The following is a 14095-nucleotide window of genomic DNA, read 5'->3' as shown; positions in this document are numbered from 1 at the left end:
CATCACCGGTCCCGGAGCCGCGGGTTGAGGATCTCTTCGAGGGATCTCGTCATCATCACCAGTCCGAGCAGCAGCAGGATGATCGCGATCACCGGGCTCAGAATCCAGGCCAGGCTCGCGTCGTTGAAGATCGCGCCGGCGATCCAGGCGCGGTTCAGCATGATGCCCCAGTTCGAACCGGTGAGCGGGGCGAGGCCGAGCAGGTACAGACCGACCAGCTGGTAGATCGCGCTGGTCACGCCGATCATGAAGTTCATCAGGATGAAGCTGGCCATGTTCGGCAGGATCTCGACGAACACCACCCGGATCGTGCCAAGGTCGAGCAGCCGGGCCGCCTCGACGAACTCGCGCTCCTTCAGCGAGAACACCTGCGCCCGGACCGCGCGGGTCAGCACCGGCCAGGACAGGCCGCCGACCAGCAGCGCCAGCAGGATCGGCGAGTCCAGCTTGAAGAACGCGCCCATCACGGCGAGCAGCACGATCTGCGGAACGGTCAGGACGACGTCGGCCAGCGTCACCACCACCGAGTCGACCCAGCCACCCAGGTACGCGGCCAGCGACCCGAGCACGATCGCCAGCACGGTCGAGATCGCGGCGGCGACGAAGCCGACGAAGATCACCGTCCGGCCGCCACCGATCATCTGGATCAGGACGTCCTTGCCCTCGTTGTCGGTGCCGAGCAGGTGCCCGGGCGAACCGGCCGGGAGCAGGATCTCCTTGACGTTCGGCGACACGTCCGGGAGGAAGAACGGCACGATCGCGGTGATCAGGACCAGCAGTGCGACGATCACGAACCCGATGAAGCCGGCCGGGCTGCGGCGCAGCGATCGCAGGATGCCGGCGAACCGGGAGACCCCGGTGGTACCGATCGATGCGACCGGAATGGAAGCCTCGGTCATCTCGTCACCCCTTGCCCTGGACGCGGATCCGCGGATCCAGCCGGCTGTACAGGACGTCGGCGAGCAGGTTCGCCACCACCACCGAAATCGTCACCACCAGGAAGATGCCTTGCAGTACGGCGTAGTCGCGGCCGCTGACCGCGTTGAACAGGCTGAAGCCGATGCCCTGGTAGCCGAAGATCCGCTCCACGAAGATCGAGCCGCCGACGACGAAGCCGAGCGACACCGCGAGCTGGCTGAACAAGGGCAGGACGGCGTTGCGCCCCACGTACCCGGACCTGATCCGGGAGTCGGTCAGACCCCGCGCCCGGGCCACCGTCACGTAGTCCTCGCCGAGGGTCTCGACCGTCGACGACTTCATCACCAGCGCCCAGGAGCCGACCGTGGTCAGCGCGTAGGCCAGGATCGGCAGCGTCGCGTGGTAGAAGATGTCGTTCAGGAAGCTGAAACTGAACGACGGCGTGACGCCCGGCGTGTACGAGCCGCGGGCCGCGGTGAGGTCGAAGAACTGCAGCTTCACGCCGAGGAAGACCACGATCAGGATCGCCAGGATGTAGTTCGGGATCGCGTGCAGCAGCGAGCCGATCGAGGTCAGCAGGTGATCGATCCACGTCTCCCGGCGGTACGCCATGATCATGCCCGCGACGATGCCGACGATGAAGCTGATCACGGTGGCGACACCGACCGAGAACAGCGTCCACGGCAGGTACGTCTTGATCACCGAGGCGACCGTGGTGCCCGGCGAGAGCATCGAGTTGCCGAAGTCGCCGTGCAGCATGTTGACCATGTAGTGGAAGTACTGCGCGATCAACGGCTCGTTCGGGTCCAGCGAGAACAGGTTCTTCGCCTGCGCGGCCGCTGCCTCGTACGAGACACCGGTCTGCGCGATCTGCGTCGAGATATAGGTGTCGACCGGGTTGCCGGGCAACAATCGGACCAGAAAGAACGTCCCGGTCGTGACGATGAAGACCGTCAAGATCGCCTTGAACAGTCTTCGCACCAGCCAGGCGTTGAAGAACCGCCGTACGGCCGAAGGTCTCGGTTCGTCGGCGGGACCTTCGATCAGCTCCGCCGCGGACGTGTCGACCGTACCGCTCACTGCTCACCTCCACACGAGACTGCAGGGGTCAAAGTGGGTTCGCACAGACCTCAACGAGACGACTTAGTAATGCTGTCTTGCAAGAGTCTGCGCATTGTGACGACAGTGTGCGCAACCTCAGTCACTGAGTCAACGACTTGAGGCAACGTTGAGACAACGTTGGGGCAACGTCGCCCTGCGTGACGCGACGGTATCGGGGAGTACCGGAAATGCCCGCCTCCGACACGGAGACGGGCATCCTGCTGTAGTGCGGTTTTCCTTGGCCGTTGTGGGCTAGTGCGAAACGGTCAGCGGTTCGCGCGGTTGACCGCGGAGACGACCGCCTTCAGCGACGCGGTCAGAATGTTGGCGTCCCGGCCGACGCCCCACAGCACCTCGTCGCCGACCTCGCACTCGACATACGCCGCGGCCAGCGCGTCGCCGCCGGCCGAGAGCGCGTGCTCGTGATAGTCAAGAACCCGGACGTCGTACTTCAGCGGCTGCAGCGCGTCCACGAACGCCGACACCGGACCGTTGCCCTCGCCAACGAGTTCGTGCGGTACGCCGTTGGCATAGACCTGAACCCGGAGCTGATCGCCCTGGCCCTCACCGGACAGTGAATTCACGCTCAGCAGCGACAGCTGCCCGGGCGCCAGGTACTCGCTCGCGAAGATGTCCCACATCTGCTTCGGGCCGACCTCGCCGCCCTCGTCGTCGGTGTGCTGCTGGATCACCCGGCTGAACTCGATCTGCAGCCGGCGCGGCAGGTCGAGGCGGTGCTCCGACTTCATGATGTACGCGACGCCGCCCTTGCCGGACTGCGAGTTCACCCGGATCACGGCCTCGTACGACCGGCCGACGTCCTTCGGGTCGATCGGCAGGTACGGCGCCTCCCAGGCGATCTCGCCGACCGGCCGGCCCTCCGCCGCGGCCTGCTTGTCGAGCGCCTCCAGGCCCTTCTTGATCGCGTCCTGGTGCGATCCGGAGAAGGCGGTGTAGACCAGGTCACCGGCGTACGGCTGCCGCTCCGGGACGCGCATCTGGGTGCAGTACTCGACCGTACGGCGGATCTCGTCGATGTCCGAGAAGTCGATCTGCGGGTCGATGCCCTGGCTGAACAGGTTCATCCCCAGCGTCACCAGGTCGACGTTGCCGGTCCGCTCGCCGTGCCCGAACAGGCAGCCCTCGACCCGGTCGGCACCGGCCATCAGCGCCAGCTCGGTCGCGGCGACCGCGGTGCCACGGTCGTTGTGCGGGTGCAGGCTGATCGTGCTGTGCTCGCGCCGGGTGAGGTGCCGGCCGAACCATTCGATCTGGTCGGCGTACACGTTCGGCGTACACATCTCGACCGTGGCCGGCAGGTTCAGGATGATCTCCCGGCCCGCGGCCGGCTGCCAGACGTCGCTGACCGCCTCGCACACCTCGAGCGCGAACTCCAGCTCGGTCCCGGTGAAGATCTCGGGGCTGTACTGATAGCCGAACTCGCAGTCGCCGAGCAGCTCGTCGGCGTACTTCATCACCGTCTCGGTACCGCGGACCGCGATCGTGCGGCACTCGGCCTTGTCGACGTTGAAGACGACCCGGCGGAACAGTGGCGCGGTCGCGTTGTACAGGTGGATGGTCGCCTTCGGCGAGCCCTGCAGGGACTGGACGGTGCGCTCGATCAGCTCTTCGCGGGCCTGGGTCAGGACCGAGATCGTCACGTCGTCCGGGATCGCGTCGCCCTCGATCAGGCTGCGGACGAAGTCGAAGTCGTACTGGCTGGCGCTCGGGAAACCGACCTCGATCTCCTTGTAGCCCATCTTCACCAGCAGGTCGAACATCCGCCGCTTGCGGGCCGGCGACATCGGCTCGACCAGGGCCTGGTTGCCGTCCCGGAGGTCGGTGGACAGCCAGCGCGGCGTGTGGTCGACGGACTTGGCCGGCCAGGTGCGGTCCGGCAGGTCGATCGGCGGGAAGGCGCTGTACCGGTGCGTCGGCATACCGGACGGCTGCTGGACGGGCTTGGGCTGGTTCTTCGGTGCCACGGAGGTTCTCCTCGGGATGCGTCAGTGCTCAAGGTCGCTGGACGACCGGCGTACGACGAAACTCCGCGGCGAGGGAACCGGCCTTGTCAGGCCTCGCCGCGGCAGCGAAGGAGGAGAAACAGGTGCCGCATGATGCCAGCGAGTCTACGCACAGCAACCACGAACCGTCGAACCGGGGGTACCTGGTGCCGAAGAACAGGTAGTGGTCGCCGCCCGCCGCCCCCGCCCCGCTCAACCCAACCCACCACCCGCCCGAAACCGCCACCACCTCCTGTCCTTCGGCCCGCGACCGCGCCACAGCAGCGCCTGGTAGACAGCGTCTACCGTTAGCGTGTAGACACTGTCTACGTGATCGCCTTGGGTTTGCTGACGGTTGCTGCCGGGTGTCATGCGGCGTGGAATCTGCTGCTGAAGAAGGGTGGGTTGGGTGGGCCGGGGTTCGTTTGGGTGTGCGGGTTGCTGACGTTGCCGGTCTCGGCTGTGCTGCTGGTGCGGGGTTCGCTCGCGACAACCTGGTGGGCCGGGTTGGTGAGTATGGCGTTGCACACCGCGTACGCGATCACGCTGCAGAAGGCGTACGGCGCCGGCGGGTTCTCCACCGTCTATTCAGTCAGTCGTGGAACCGCGCCCGCGCTCGTGGCGGTTGCCGGCGTGCCGTGGCTGGGCGGATCGGTACCGCGAGTGTTCGGCGGCGCCGCGCTGGTACTGGCCGGCGTGCGGTTGATGGATGGGCCCACGTCACGTGCACCCGCGCGTGGAGTCCTGCTCGGATTGCTGGTCGCCACCTGCACCGCCGCGTACACCCTGTGGGACGGCTTCGCGATCGGTTCCTTGCACTTGGATCTGTTGACCTACCTCGCCGTCGCGAATGTGGCGCAAGTGGTCGTCCTGTCCGCGGTAGTGCGCGATCACCGAAGCGCACTCCGGGATTGGCGCCGCGCCGCGCCGGTCGCAGTACTCATGCCCGCGAGCTACGGCCTCGTCCTGCTCGCCCTGTCCTACGCATCGGTCGGCGCAGTCGCGATCGGCCGCACCTTGAACGTCGTCATCGGAACCTTGCTGGGAGTCGTCATGCTGAAAGAACAGCTGAACCGGGCCCGAATCATCGGCCTCGCCGCCATCATCAGCGGCGTTCTGGTGGTGAGTTGATGAAGGACCTGGTGTGTCTGCACGCCGGTACGAGCGGTCCGGCAACCTGGGATCGATTCGTACCGGCCTTCGAGGAACTCGGGTACCGGGTGCATTGCCCGGCGCTCCTCGGTCACGGGCCCGCGCCGCGCAAACGCCCGTACCGGCTGGATGACTTCCGGGATCACCTGCTGCGCGAGCTGGACGGGCTGGACCGAGTGACGTTCATTGGAAATTCCCTCGGTGCCTTCGTCGCCAGCGCCATCGCGGTCGCCGAACCGGAACGCGTCGAGCGGATGGTGCTGGAAGAGCCGCCGGTACCACCGCGCGACGCCCAGGACGGCGGCCCGTCCCTTCGTTCCCTCCCCGCGCCGGCCCTGCTCGCCGCCGGTTGGCTGACCCGCCGCCGCTGCGATCCCACGCTGCTCCGCGATGTGATCGCCGATCTTCGCCACCCGCACCCCGAATGGTGGTCCGGCCTGCCGACCGTCACCGCCCCGACCCTCCTGATCGCCGGCGGCGCCAAGAGCCATCTCGACCAGACCCGCTTCCCGCTTGTCGCCGCGGCCCTTCCCGCCGCGACCGTCATCACCATCCAGGCCGGCCATCGGATCCACAGCCACGAACCCGAGCGCTGGCTGGCCGCCGTCCGCGACTTCCTCGAATGACTTGCCCTCAACCGAACTTGAGTTCCTAGGATCGGGTGTATGACGGAAACGGTGCTGGAGCGGATCGGGACGCACGGGCTCGGCGTGCTGGTGACGATCAAGCGGGACGGGCGGCCGCAGTTGTCGAACGTCACGTATGTGTTCGACGGGACTCGGGTACGGGTTTCGCTGACCGACGACCGGGCGAAGACGCGCAATCTCCGGCGCGACCCCCGCGCCAGCTTGTACGTCGACGGGCCGAACGGGCGGTCGTACCTTGTCCTGGAAGGAAAGGCCGAGCTCAGCCCGGTCGCGGCCGAGCCGCACGACGCGGTGGTCGACGAGCTGGTCGACTACTACCGGACCGCGTCCGGCGAGCACCCGGACTGGGACGATTACCGCGCCGCGATGGTACGGGACCGGCGGCTGATGTTCTCGATGACGATCGACCACGCGTACGGGATGCCGGGCGCCGCACTCGGATAAACGAAGCCGTACTCGGCTAACGCAGCCGTGCCCGGATGAACGAAACTGCCCGCGGATAAACCAGGTGCGGAAACCGATCGTCTCGTTGGACGCTGTCGGGGTGGAGATCACAAAACTGTCGCCCGACGACGAGGCCGGGTGTGTGGACGCTGTCGGCATCAAGAACGCCGTCCTCAAGCAGGACTGCCCCGAGATGGTGCGGCTCACGCCCCGCGGGTACGCCAACCTGCTCCGGTACGGCTGGGACCTGCAGCCCGGGTACGCGTTCCTCGCCCGCGACACCGACGGAACCGCCGTCGGCGTACTGAACGTCGACGTCAGCCTGTACGACAACACCAACCAGGTCTGGATCGACGTCGACGTCCATCCGGATCACCGCGGCCGCGGCATCGGCTCGGCCCTGGTCGAGCGCGCCGAGGCGTACACCCGTGAGCTCGGCCGGGACACCATCGGCTACGGCTGCCTGGACCTGCCCGCCGAGGACGAGTTCGCCCGCGCGCACGGCTTCGTTCAGAAGGCGATCGAGGTGAATCGCCGCCAGGACCTGACCACCCTCGACTGGGACGTGGTCCAGCGCATGTACGACGATGCGGCCGCAGCCTCCACCGGGTACGAGCTGACCAAGCTGACCGGTGCGCTGCCCGATGACCTGCTCGAGCCGATGGTGGAGCTGACCGGCTCGATCAACGACGCGCCGACCGACGACCTCGACATCGAGGACGACGTCTTCAGCCCGGAGCGGCTGCGGGCGTACGAGGAGGCGCAGGCGAAGAGCGACCACACCATCTACCGGGTGATCGCCCGGGAGCAGGCGACCGGCGCCCTGGCCGGGCACACGGTCATCGCCGTCGAGCGGGAACGGCCGCACATCGGTGAGCAGCACGACACCGCGGTCGCCCGGGCGCATCGCGGTCACCGGCTGGGAGCGCTGATGAAGTCCGCGATGCTGCTCTGGTTGCGCGAGGCCGAGCCGCAGCTCGCCCAGGTCGACACCTGGAACGCCGAGTCGAACAACCACATGATCGGCATCAACGAAAAGCTGAACTACCGCATCGTGACCCGAACCCTCGCGTACCAGAAAACGATCTAAACCGCCTTGACCAGCGTGACCTTCATCCGGTTGGAGACGGTGAAGCCGAGCGACTCGTAGAGGCGGATCGCGGTGGTATTGCTGCCGCCGGTGTGCAGGAACGGACTGCGCCCGGCGGCGGTGATGTCCGCCGCCACGGCCCGGATCAGCCGGGTCGCGACGCCCTGACCGCGCGCCGACGGGTGCGTGCAGACAGCACTGATCTCGGTGTGACCCGGCAGGCTGAACCGCGTCCCGGCCATCGCGATCAGCTCCCCGTCGCGGCGGATGCCCAGGTACGTACCGAGCTCGATCGTCCGGCTGCGGAACGGTCCGGGATCGGTCAGTGCGACCAGCGCCAGCATGTCCGGTACGTCATCCGGACCGAGCTTGATCGCCTCCGGATCGGCGGCCGGGAGCTCCGCCGGCGCGGTGAACTGCATCAGGTCGATCGCCCGGTCCAATTTGAAGGTATCCGGAACGGGGAGTTCGGGGCGCATCAGCGCGACGGTCGTGCCTGGACCGACCAGGGCGGCGGCATCCGTCCAATCAGCCTCGGTCGGTTCCTCGGGGAGGGCAAGGAACGGCGCCACCGCGGCCGGATACCGCCGAGCATTTCCCCGCACTTCGGCGAACGGTGCATGCGGTCCGGTCAACGCCGCGTAGACCGGGTTGCTCAAGGCGGGGGTTGCCGGCGAAGCACCCGCTTCGGCAGGAGCGGGCTGGGTCGGTGTGCTCATCTGCCCTAGAACCCCAGTTTGCGGAGGTGTTTGGCGTCGGTTTGCCAGTTCTTGGCGATCTTCACGTGCAGATCGAGGTACACCGGCGTCCCGAGCAGGGCCTCGATCTGGCGGCGGGACGCGGCACCGACCTCGCGCAGCCGGGCGCCCTTGTGCCCGATCACGATCCCCTTCTGGCTTTCCCGCTCCAGGAAGATGTTCGCGTAGATGTCGAGCAGCGGCTTGTCCGCCGGCCGGTCCTCGCGCAAGTTCATCTCGTCGATCGTCACCGCGATCGAGTGCGGCAGCTCGTCCCGTACACCCTCGAGCGCGGCCTCGCGGATCAGCTCCGCGACCAGCGTCTCCTCCGGTTCGTCGGTGATGTCGCCGTCCGGGTACAGCGGGAAACCGTTCGGCAGCAGCTTGACCAGCTCGTCGGACACCAGCTCCACCTGGAACCCGGACGTCGCGGACACCGGCACGATCGACGCCCACTCGATCCCGGCCGCTTCGCCGAGCGCCTGGATCTCGGCCAGGTGCTCGATCATCCGGTCCGGTTCGACCAGGTCGGCCTTGGTGGCCAGCGCGACCTTCGGCGTCTTCGCGACCTTCGCCGCCTCGCCGACGAGGAACCGGTCGCCCGGCCCGATCTTGTCACTCGCGGGCAGGCAGACCGCGATCACGTCGACCTCGGCCCAGGTGGTTTTCACCAGGTCGTTCAGTCGCTCGCCCAGGAGCGTACGCGGCTTGTGCAGGCCCGGTGTGTCGACCAGGATCAACTGTGCGTCCGGGCGGTGCACGATGCCGCGGACGGCATGCCGCGTGGTCTGCGGTTTCGAGGACGTGATGACGATCTTCTTGCCGACCAGCGCGTTGGTGAGCGTCGACTTGCCCGCGTTCGGACGGCCGACGAAACAGGCGAAACCGGACTTGAATTCCTCAGGTGTTGACGACATCGAGCACCTCCCCCGAACCGTCGGCGCGAACCACCGGGATCGCCGCGCCGGCGAAATGCCGGACCACGTTCACGTCGAGTTGCTCCGCGTCGGTGACGACCGCGCCCGCCTCCAGACCTTTCACGCCCGAGGACAACGCCATCGCGACCGCGAGCTGCAGTGCGGTCAGCTCGACCGTGTCGAGCGCGACCGTACAGGCGCTGTACGTCCGCCCGTCGGAGTCACGGACCGCGGCTCCTTCGGCCGCGCGGGTACGAGCACGCGCGGCGCGGGCGAGGGTGACGAGTTTGGCGTCCTCCGCCGAAAGGTCTGACAAGTAACTACTCCCAAGAAAGGGTTGCGCGAGAGGTCACGCGTGCTGGTGGTTCTGGTCGTGTGGGGCGGGCGCGGGTTCTTCCCGGCGTACCAGAACGGTACCTACCTGGTTGCGGCGGCCGGACGGGCGCTCCGCCGTGAGGGACAGCCCGGCGATCTCGACCTCGGCGCCGGGGATCGGCACCTTGCCGAGCAGCTTCGCCATCAGACCGCCGACAGTGTCCACGTCGTCGTCGTCCAGCGGCACCCCGAACAGCTCGCCGAGCTCGTCGATCGGCAACCGCGCGGACACCCGGTACCCGCCGTCGGACAGCTCCTGCACCGAGTCCGGATCCTCGTCGTACTCGTCGGTGATCTCGCCGACGATCTCCTCCAGGATGTCCTCGATCGCGACCAGCCCGGCGGTACCGCCGTACTCGTCGACCACGATCGCCAGGTGCATCCGGGCCGCCTGCATCTCGCGCAACAGCTGGTCCACCGGCTTGGAGTCGGGCACGTACATACACGGCCGCATCACCGATTCGACCCGCTCGGTCGACTCGGCCTGGGCGTTGTCGTACACCCGGCGCATGACGTCCTTCAGGTACACGACACCGGCGATGTCGTCGAGCGATTCACCGATCACGGGGATCCGTGAGTACCCGGAACGCAGCGCCAGCGAGGTGAGCTGGCGGAGCTTCTTGTGCTTCTCGATGTAGACCATGTCGGTCCGCGGCACCATCACCTCGCGGACGATGGTGTCGCCGAGCTCGAACACCGAGTGGATCATCTGCCGCTCGCCGGACTCGATCACCGCGGACTTCTCCGCGTAGTCGACCAGCGCCCGCAGCTCGGCCTCGGTCGCGAACGGGCCTTCGGCGAACCCCTTGCCCGGGGTGAGCGCGTTGCCGAGCAGGATCAGCAGCTTCGGCACCGGGCCGAGGGCCTTGGTCAGCGCCATCACCGGACCGGCGGACAGGATCGCGAACCGGTCCGAGTGCTGCCGGCCGAGCGTCCGCGGCGCGACGCCGATGATCACGAACGACACCAGCACCATCACCACCGAGGTGATCAGGATGTGCTCCCAGGTCACCTCGAGGATGCCGGACAGCGCCTGGGTGACCAGGACGATCGCGGTGATCTCGCAGCTCAGCCGGAGCAGCAGCAGCGAGTTCAGGTACCGCGGGGCGTCCGAGAGCAGGTCACGCAGCCGGACCGCGCGCAGGTTGCCCTGCTCGACCTGCTCGTTCGCCCGCACCTTCGAGTACGACGACAGTGCCGCCTCCGCGCCGGCGAACAACCCGGCGAGCAGCACCAGCACCGCGGCCACAACCAGCAGAACGAGGTCGTGGTAGGTCATCGAAGCGTCACTCCTGCCCGAGATGGCTGCCTGGTGCGCGCCAGGCTTCCAGCAGCCGGCCCTGGATGTCCCACATTTCCGCCTTCTCGGCGGGTTCGGCGTGGTCGTACCCGAGCAGGTGCAGGATGCCGTGCACCGTCAGCAGCTCCAGCTCGGCCCAGGTGCCGTGCCCGGCCTTCGCGCCCTGCGCGGCCGCGACGGTCGGGCAGAGCGCGATGTCACCGAGATGACCGAGCGGCAGATCGCCCTCGTCGGAATCGTCCGACCCGGGCCGCAGCTCGTCCATCGGCCACGACATCACGTCGGTCGGACCGGGCAGGTCCAGGAACTCGACGTGATACCGCGCCATGGTGTCCTCGTCGACCAGCTTGATCGACAGCTCGCATTCCGGGTGCAGCCGCAGCGACGACAGCACGAACCGACTGAGCCGCATCAGTCCCTGTGCGTCGATCTCGACGCCGGACTCGTTGTTGACCTCGACGTTCATCGCTTGTCGTCAGCGCTACCTTCATAGTTTTCGTACGCCGACACGATCCGGCCGACCAGTTTGTGCCGGACCACGTCATGCGAGGTCAGCCGGCAGAACTCCAGGTCCTGGACGCCCTCCAGGATGTTCTGGACCACCCGCAGCCCCGAGTTGGTCCCGTTCGGCAGGTCGACCTGGGTGACGTCACCCGTGACCACCATCTTGGACCCGAACCCGAGCCGGGTGAGGAACATCTTCATCTGCTCCGGCGAGGTGTTCTGCGCCTCGTCCAGGATGATGTAGGCGTCGTTCAGGGTCCGGCCGCGCATGTACGCGAGTGGCGCGATCTCGATCGTCCCGGCCGTCATCAGCCGCGGGATCGACTCCGGGTCGAGCATGTCGTGCAGCGCGTCGTACAGCGGCCGCAGGTACGGGTCGATCTTCTCCGACAGGGTGCCGGGCAGGAAGCCGAGCCGCTCGCCGGCCTCGACGGCCGGCCGGGTCAGGATGATCCGGGTGACCTCCTTGGCCTGCAGCGCCTGGACCGCCTTGGCCACCGCCAGGTAGGTCTTGCCGGTACCGGCCGGGCCGATGCCGAACACGATCGTGTTCTTGTCGATCGCGTCCACGTACCGCTTCTGGTTCAGCGTCTTCGGCCGGATCGTCCGGCCGCGGCTGGACAGGATGTTCTGGGTCAGGACGTCCCGCGGGCTCTCCGCGGTCGCCTGCTTGATCATCGCGATGCTGCGCTCGACCGAGTCCGCGGTCAGACCGTGCCCGGTCCGGATCACCGCGATCAGCTCGTCGATCAGCCGCTCGGCCAGGGCCAGCTCGGCCGGCTCACCGGCCAGCGTGATCTCGTTGCCGCGGACCATGATGTCGGCGGCGAACTCCTTCTCGACGATGCGGAGGAACTCGTCCCGGGCGCCGAGCAGGGCAACCATGTCGATGCTGTTCGGCACGACGATCTTGTGTGATGCCTGCGCGCTGGTGGCGGCGCTGGATCCGGGAGTGGTGACAGCCCCGTTCGCGCGCGCCTCCGGTTCGATACTGCGTGGCCTGGACAGGCTCTTCCTCCTGAGTCGGGTGGTGGTGACCCTGTCCATGCTAGCCGTCCCGTCGGACAGGCTCACTCGTAATTCCTCCGGACACGCTCCGCGGCGGCCGAATTGGTAAGGATCCGGCGACACTGCGTGGGCTTGCCGGCTGATGTCAACCTGAGAGGTGAGCTTCGCGTCTCTGTAGTCGTGGCACAGTTGGCCGTGGTGTACGAAGAGTGCGTGACCCATGAGTCCTCGTGGAATGCCGACGAGGCGCTGACTGCTGTCTACACCGCGCACTACACGTCGCTGGTCCGCCTCGGCGCTCTGCTGCTGCGCGACACCGGAACCGCGGAGGAGATCGTGCAGGACGCGTTCGTCGCGATGCACGGCCGCTGGAACCGGCTGCGGGATCCACACAAGGCACTCGCGTACCTGCGCACCGCGGTGGTGAACCGCTGCCGGTCCCGCCAGCGCCATCTCGTGGTGGTGGACAGGCACACCCCGCGAACCCTGCCCGACGAGCCGAGTGCCGAGCAGGCAGTACTGCGGACCGCCGAGACCGACCGGGTCATCGACGCGATGCGGACGCTGCCGGAGAAGCAGCGCACCGTGATGGTGCTCCGGTACTACGGCGACCTCTCGGAGGCCGAGATCGCGGACACCATGGGTATCAGTCGTGGATCCGTGAAGAGCCACGCCGCGCGGGCGACCAAGTCGCTGCGCCAGCTCCTGGAGCAGACCGCATGAGTGAGCATCCGAACGACTCGTTCGACGACCTGGTACGCCGGGCACTGCACGCCGAGGCGGACCGGATCGAGCCGGCCGACGCGCTGCCGGAGATCCGCGCCCGCGCGCACGCCCAGCGCCGGCCCACCAGCCGCCGGCCCTGGATCGTCACCGCAGGCGTCGCCACTGTCGGCACCGCGGCCGCGATCGGCGCGTTCACCGTCTTGCCGAACACCAACAACACCGCCAACGACGGCGATGCAGTAGCCGGTTCCAGTACGACCAGCAGCGCCGTACCCACCACCGACTCCGCCACCGAGCCCTCCCCCGTCCCGACCAAGGCGGCGCCCTCGGTGGCCCCCAGCCTGGCTTCACCCGAACAGTCGGTCCGCAGCGCGCTGGTCCCGGTCTACTGGCTCGGCCAGCAGATCGGCGCCACCAAGAAGTCCACCGCCCGCCTGTACCGCACCTGGGCCAAAGTCAGCGGCCACCCAGCCGAAGAAGCCGTCCGCATCATGACCACCAAGCAGCCGGCCGACCCGGACTACTTCTCGGTCTGGCGCGGAGCGGCGCTGAACGGCGTGACGCGGACGGACGGCATGGTGACGGTCGACTTCAAACAGCTACCGCGGACGACCCTCGATGCCGATGTCGCGAAGGTCGCGGCGCAGCAGCTGGTGTACACGGTCCAGGGCGCGCTGAACGACGACTCCGTACCGGTGCAGATCACCGAGGGCGGTCAGCCCGTACCGAAGCTGTTCGGTCAGGTCGACACCAGCACACCGCTGGGGCGCGTGCAGGCCGCGAACGTACAGGCACTGGTGTGGATCGACTCACCGGACCAGGACGCGGTGACAGGTGATCAGGTCACCGTGTCCGGTGTCGCGAACGCGTTCGAGGCGACCGTCAACTACCAGGCGACGAACCTGAAGACGCGCGAGACGAAGAAGAGCACCACGACCTCGGGGCAAGGACAGTCGTTCTCGCCGTACAGCTTCAAACTCACGCTCAGCCCCGGAATGTGGCAGATCGACGTCTACCTGGTGTCACCAGCCGACGGCCGCGTCACCGACACGGACTCAAAGTCGATCCTGGTCAAGTAGCTCCGCACCACCGAAACCTGCCGAGGCGTGGGTTTCGCGCAATCAGCACCAGCGAGATCCGCCCGTGGAGCAGCTTCGCGCAATCCGCACCAGC

Annotated in this window: 15 protein-coding genes; 6 read left to right on the top strand and 9 right to left on the bottom strand. The window is 67.4% G+C overall.

Annotated features, from left to right (window positions below; genetic code table 11):
- Positions 1-2: 2 nt before the first annotated feature.
- The 3 genes from ABD260_RS19505 to leuA form a co-directional block, all read right to left on the bottom strand.
- Complete coding sequence (locus ABD260_RS19505) at positions 3-899, bottom strand: ABC transporter permease (RefSeq protein ID WP_344235025.1); 897 nt, start codon at positions 897-899, stop codon at positions 3-5.
- Positions 900-903: 4 nt separating this feature from the next.
- Complete coding sequence (locus tag ABD260_RS19500; RefSeq protein WP_344235024.1) at positions 904-1998, bottom strand: ABC transporter permease; 1095 nt, start codon at positions 1996-1998, stop codon at positions 904-906.
- 287 nt (positions 1999-2285) lie between these two features.
- Entirely contained in the window at positions 2286-3959 is a 1674-nt protein-coding gene (gene leuA, locus ABD260_RS19495) for a 2-isopropylmalate synthase (RefSeq protein ID WP_344235180.1), read from the bottom strand.
- A 393-nt stretch (positions 3960-4352) separates the two neighbouring features.
- Between leuA and ABD260_RS19490 the strand changes: the two genes are divergently transcribed.
- The 4 genes from ABD260_RS19490 (at position 4353) to ABD260_RS19475 (ending at position 7355) form a co-directional block, all read left to right on the top strand.
- Entirely contained in the window at positions 4353-5153 is an 801-nt protein-coding gene (locus ABD260_RS19490) for an EamA family transporter (protein WP_344235023.1), read from the top strand.
- Positions 5153-5800, top strand: coding sequence for an alpha/beta fold hydrolase (locus tag ABD260_RS19485; protein WP_344235022.1), 648 nt, complete (start codon positions 5153-5155; stop codon positions 5798-5800). The genes ABD260_RS19490 and ABD260_RS19485 overlap by 1 nt, the downstream gene beginning before the upstream one ends.
- Positions 5801-5839: 39 nt before the next feature.
- Complete coding sequence (locus ABD260_RS19480; RefSeq protein ID WP_344235021.1) at positions 5840-6265, top strand: PPOX class F420-dependent oxidoreductase; 426 nt, start codon at positions 5840-5842, stop codon at positions 6263-6265.
- Positions 6266-6365: 100 nt separating this feature from the next.
- A complete protein-coding gene (locus ABD260_RS19475; RefSeq protein WP_344235020.1) occupies positions 6366-7355 on the top strand; it encodes a GNAT family N-acetyltransferase in 990 nt (329 codons plus the stop codon).
- Here ABD260_RS19475 and ABD260_RS19470 read toward each other — a convergent pair.
- The 6 genes from ABD260_RS19470 to ABD260_RS19445 are packed head-to-tail and all read right to left on the bottom strand — an operon-like array spanning position 7352 to position 12073.
- A complete protein-coding gene (locus ABD260_RS19470; protein ID WP_344235019.1) occupies positions 7352-8074 on the bottom strand; it encodes a GNAT family N-acetyltransferase in 723 nt (240 codons plus the stop codon). The two genes, ABD260_RS19475 and ABD260_RS19470, sit on opposite strands and share 4 nt — an antisense overlap.
- A gap of 5 nt (positions 8075-8079) precedes the next feature.
- On the bottom strand, positions 8080-9009 hold the full coding sequence (gene era, locus ABD260_RS19465; RefSeq protein WP_344235018.1) for a GTPase Era: 930 nt from the start codon (positions 9007-9009) through the stop codon (positions 8080-8082).
- Entirely contained in the window at positions 8993-9325 is a 333-nt protein-coding gene (locus ABD260_RS19460) for a cytidine deaminase (protein WP_344235017.1), read from the bottom strand. The genes era and ABD260_RS19460 overlap by 17 nt, the downstream gene beginning before the upstream one ends.
- Before the next feature lie 33 nt (positions 9326-9358).
- Positions 9359-10663, bottom strand: coding sequence for a hemolysin family protein (locus ABD260_RS19455; protein WP_344235016.1), 1305 nt, complete (start codon positions 10661-10663; stop codon positions 9359-9361).
- Between the two features lie 7 nt (positions 10664-10670).
- Positions 10671-11150 carry an rRNA maturation RNase YbeY gene (ybeY, locus tag ABD260_RS19450; RefSeq protein WP_344235015.1) on the bottom strand — a complete coding sequence of 160 codons (480 nt, stop codon included), beginning with the start codon at positions 11148-11150 and terminating at the stop codon, positions 10671-10673.
- Positions 11147-12073, bottom strand: coding sequence for a PhoH family protein (locus ABD260_RS19445; protein ID WP_344235179.1), 927 nt, complete (start codon positions 12071-12073; stop codon positions 11147-11149). The genes ybeY and ABD260_RS19445 overlap by 4 nt, the downstream gene beginning before the upstream one ends.
- Positions 12074-12409: 336 nt before the next feature.
- Here ABD260_RS19445 and ABD260_RS19440 point away from each other — a divergent pair, with 336 nt between their 5' ends.
- Entirely contained in the window at positions 12410-12919 is a 510-nt protein-coding gene (locus ABD260_RS19440) for a SigE family RNA polymerase sigma factor (RefSeq protein WP_344235014.1), read from the top strand.
- Positions 12916-14001, top strand: coding sequence for a Gmad2 immunoglobulin-like domain-containing protein (locus ABD260_RS19435; protein WP_344235013.1), 1086 nt, complete (start codon positions 12916-12918; stop codon positions 13999-14001). Before ABD260_RS19440 ends, ABD260_RS19435 begins: the two co-directional genes overlap by 4 nt.
- Positions 14002-14095 lie beyond the last annotated feature (94 nt).

Source organism: Kribbella hippodromi (assembly GCF_039531045.1).
GTDB classification, from domain to species: Bacteria; Actinomycetota; Actinomycetes; order Propionibacteriales; family Kribbellaceae; genus Kribbella; species Kribbella hippodromi.
This window is presented reverse-complemented; position numbering and strand designations above follow the sequence as displayed.

What these genes read in the sequence shown, in the direction of transcription:
- ABD260_RS19505 (WP_344235025.1), bottom strand. Translation starts at nt 899, where the DNA reads ATGACCGAGGCTTCCATTCCGGTCGCATCGATCGGTACCACCGGGGTC.
- leuA (WP_344235180.1), bottom strand. Translation starts at nt 3,959, where the DNA reads ATGCCGACGCACCGGTACAGCGCCTTCCCGCCGATCGACCTGCCGGAC.
- ABD260_RS19485 (WP_344235022.1), top strand. Translation starts at nt 5,153, where the DNA reads ATGAAGGACCTGGTGTGTCTGCACGCCGGTACGAGCGGTCCGGCAACC.
- ABD260_RS19480 (WP_344235021.1), top strand. Translation starts at nt 5,840, where the DNA reads ATGACGGAAACGGTGCTGGAGCGGATCGGGACGCACGGGCTCGGCGTG.
- ABD260_RS19470 (WP_344235019.1), bottom strand. Translation starts at nt 8,074, where the DNA reads ATGAGCACACCGACCCAGCCCGCTCCTGCCGAAGCGGGTGCTTCGCCG.
- era (WP_344235018.1), bottom strand. Translation starts at nt 9,009, where the DNA reads ATGTCGTCAACACCTGAGGAATTCAAGTCCGGTTTCGCCTGTTTCGTC.
- ABD260_RS19455 (WP_344235016.1), bottom strand. Translation starts at nt 10,663, where the DNA reads ATGACCTACCACGACCTCGTTCTGCTGGTTGTGGCCGCGGTGCTGGTG.
- ybeY (WP_344235015.1), bottom strand. Translation starts at nt 11,150, where the DNA reads ATGAACGTCGAGGTCAACAACGAGTCCGGCGTCGAGATCGACGCACAG.
- ABD260_RS19445 (WP_344235179.1), bottom strand. Translation starts at nt 12,073, where the DNA reads ATGGTTGCCCTGCTCGGCGCCCGGGACGAGTTCCTCCGCATCGTCGAG.
- ABD260_RS19435 (WP_344235013.1), top strand. Translation starts at nt 12,916, where the DNA reads ATGAGTGAGCATCCGAACGACTCGTTCGACGACCTGGTACGCCGGGCA.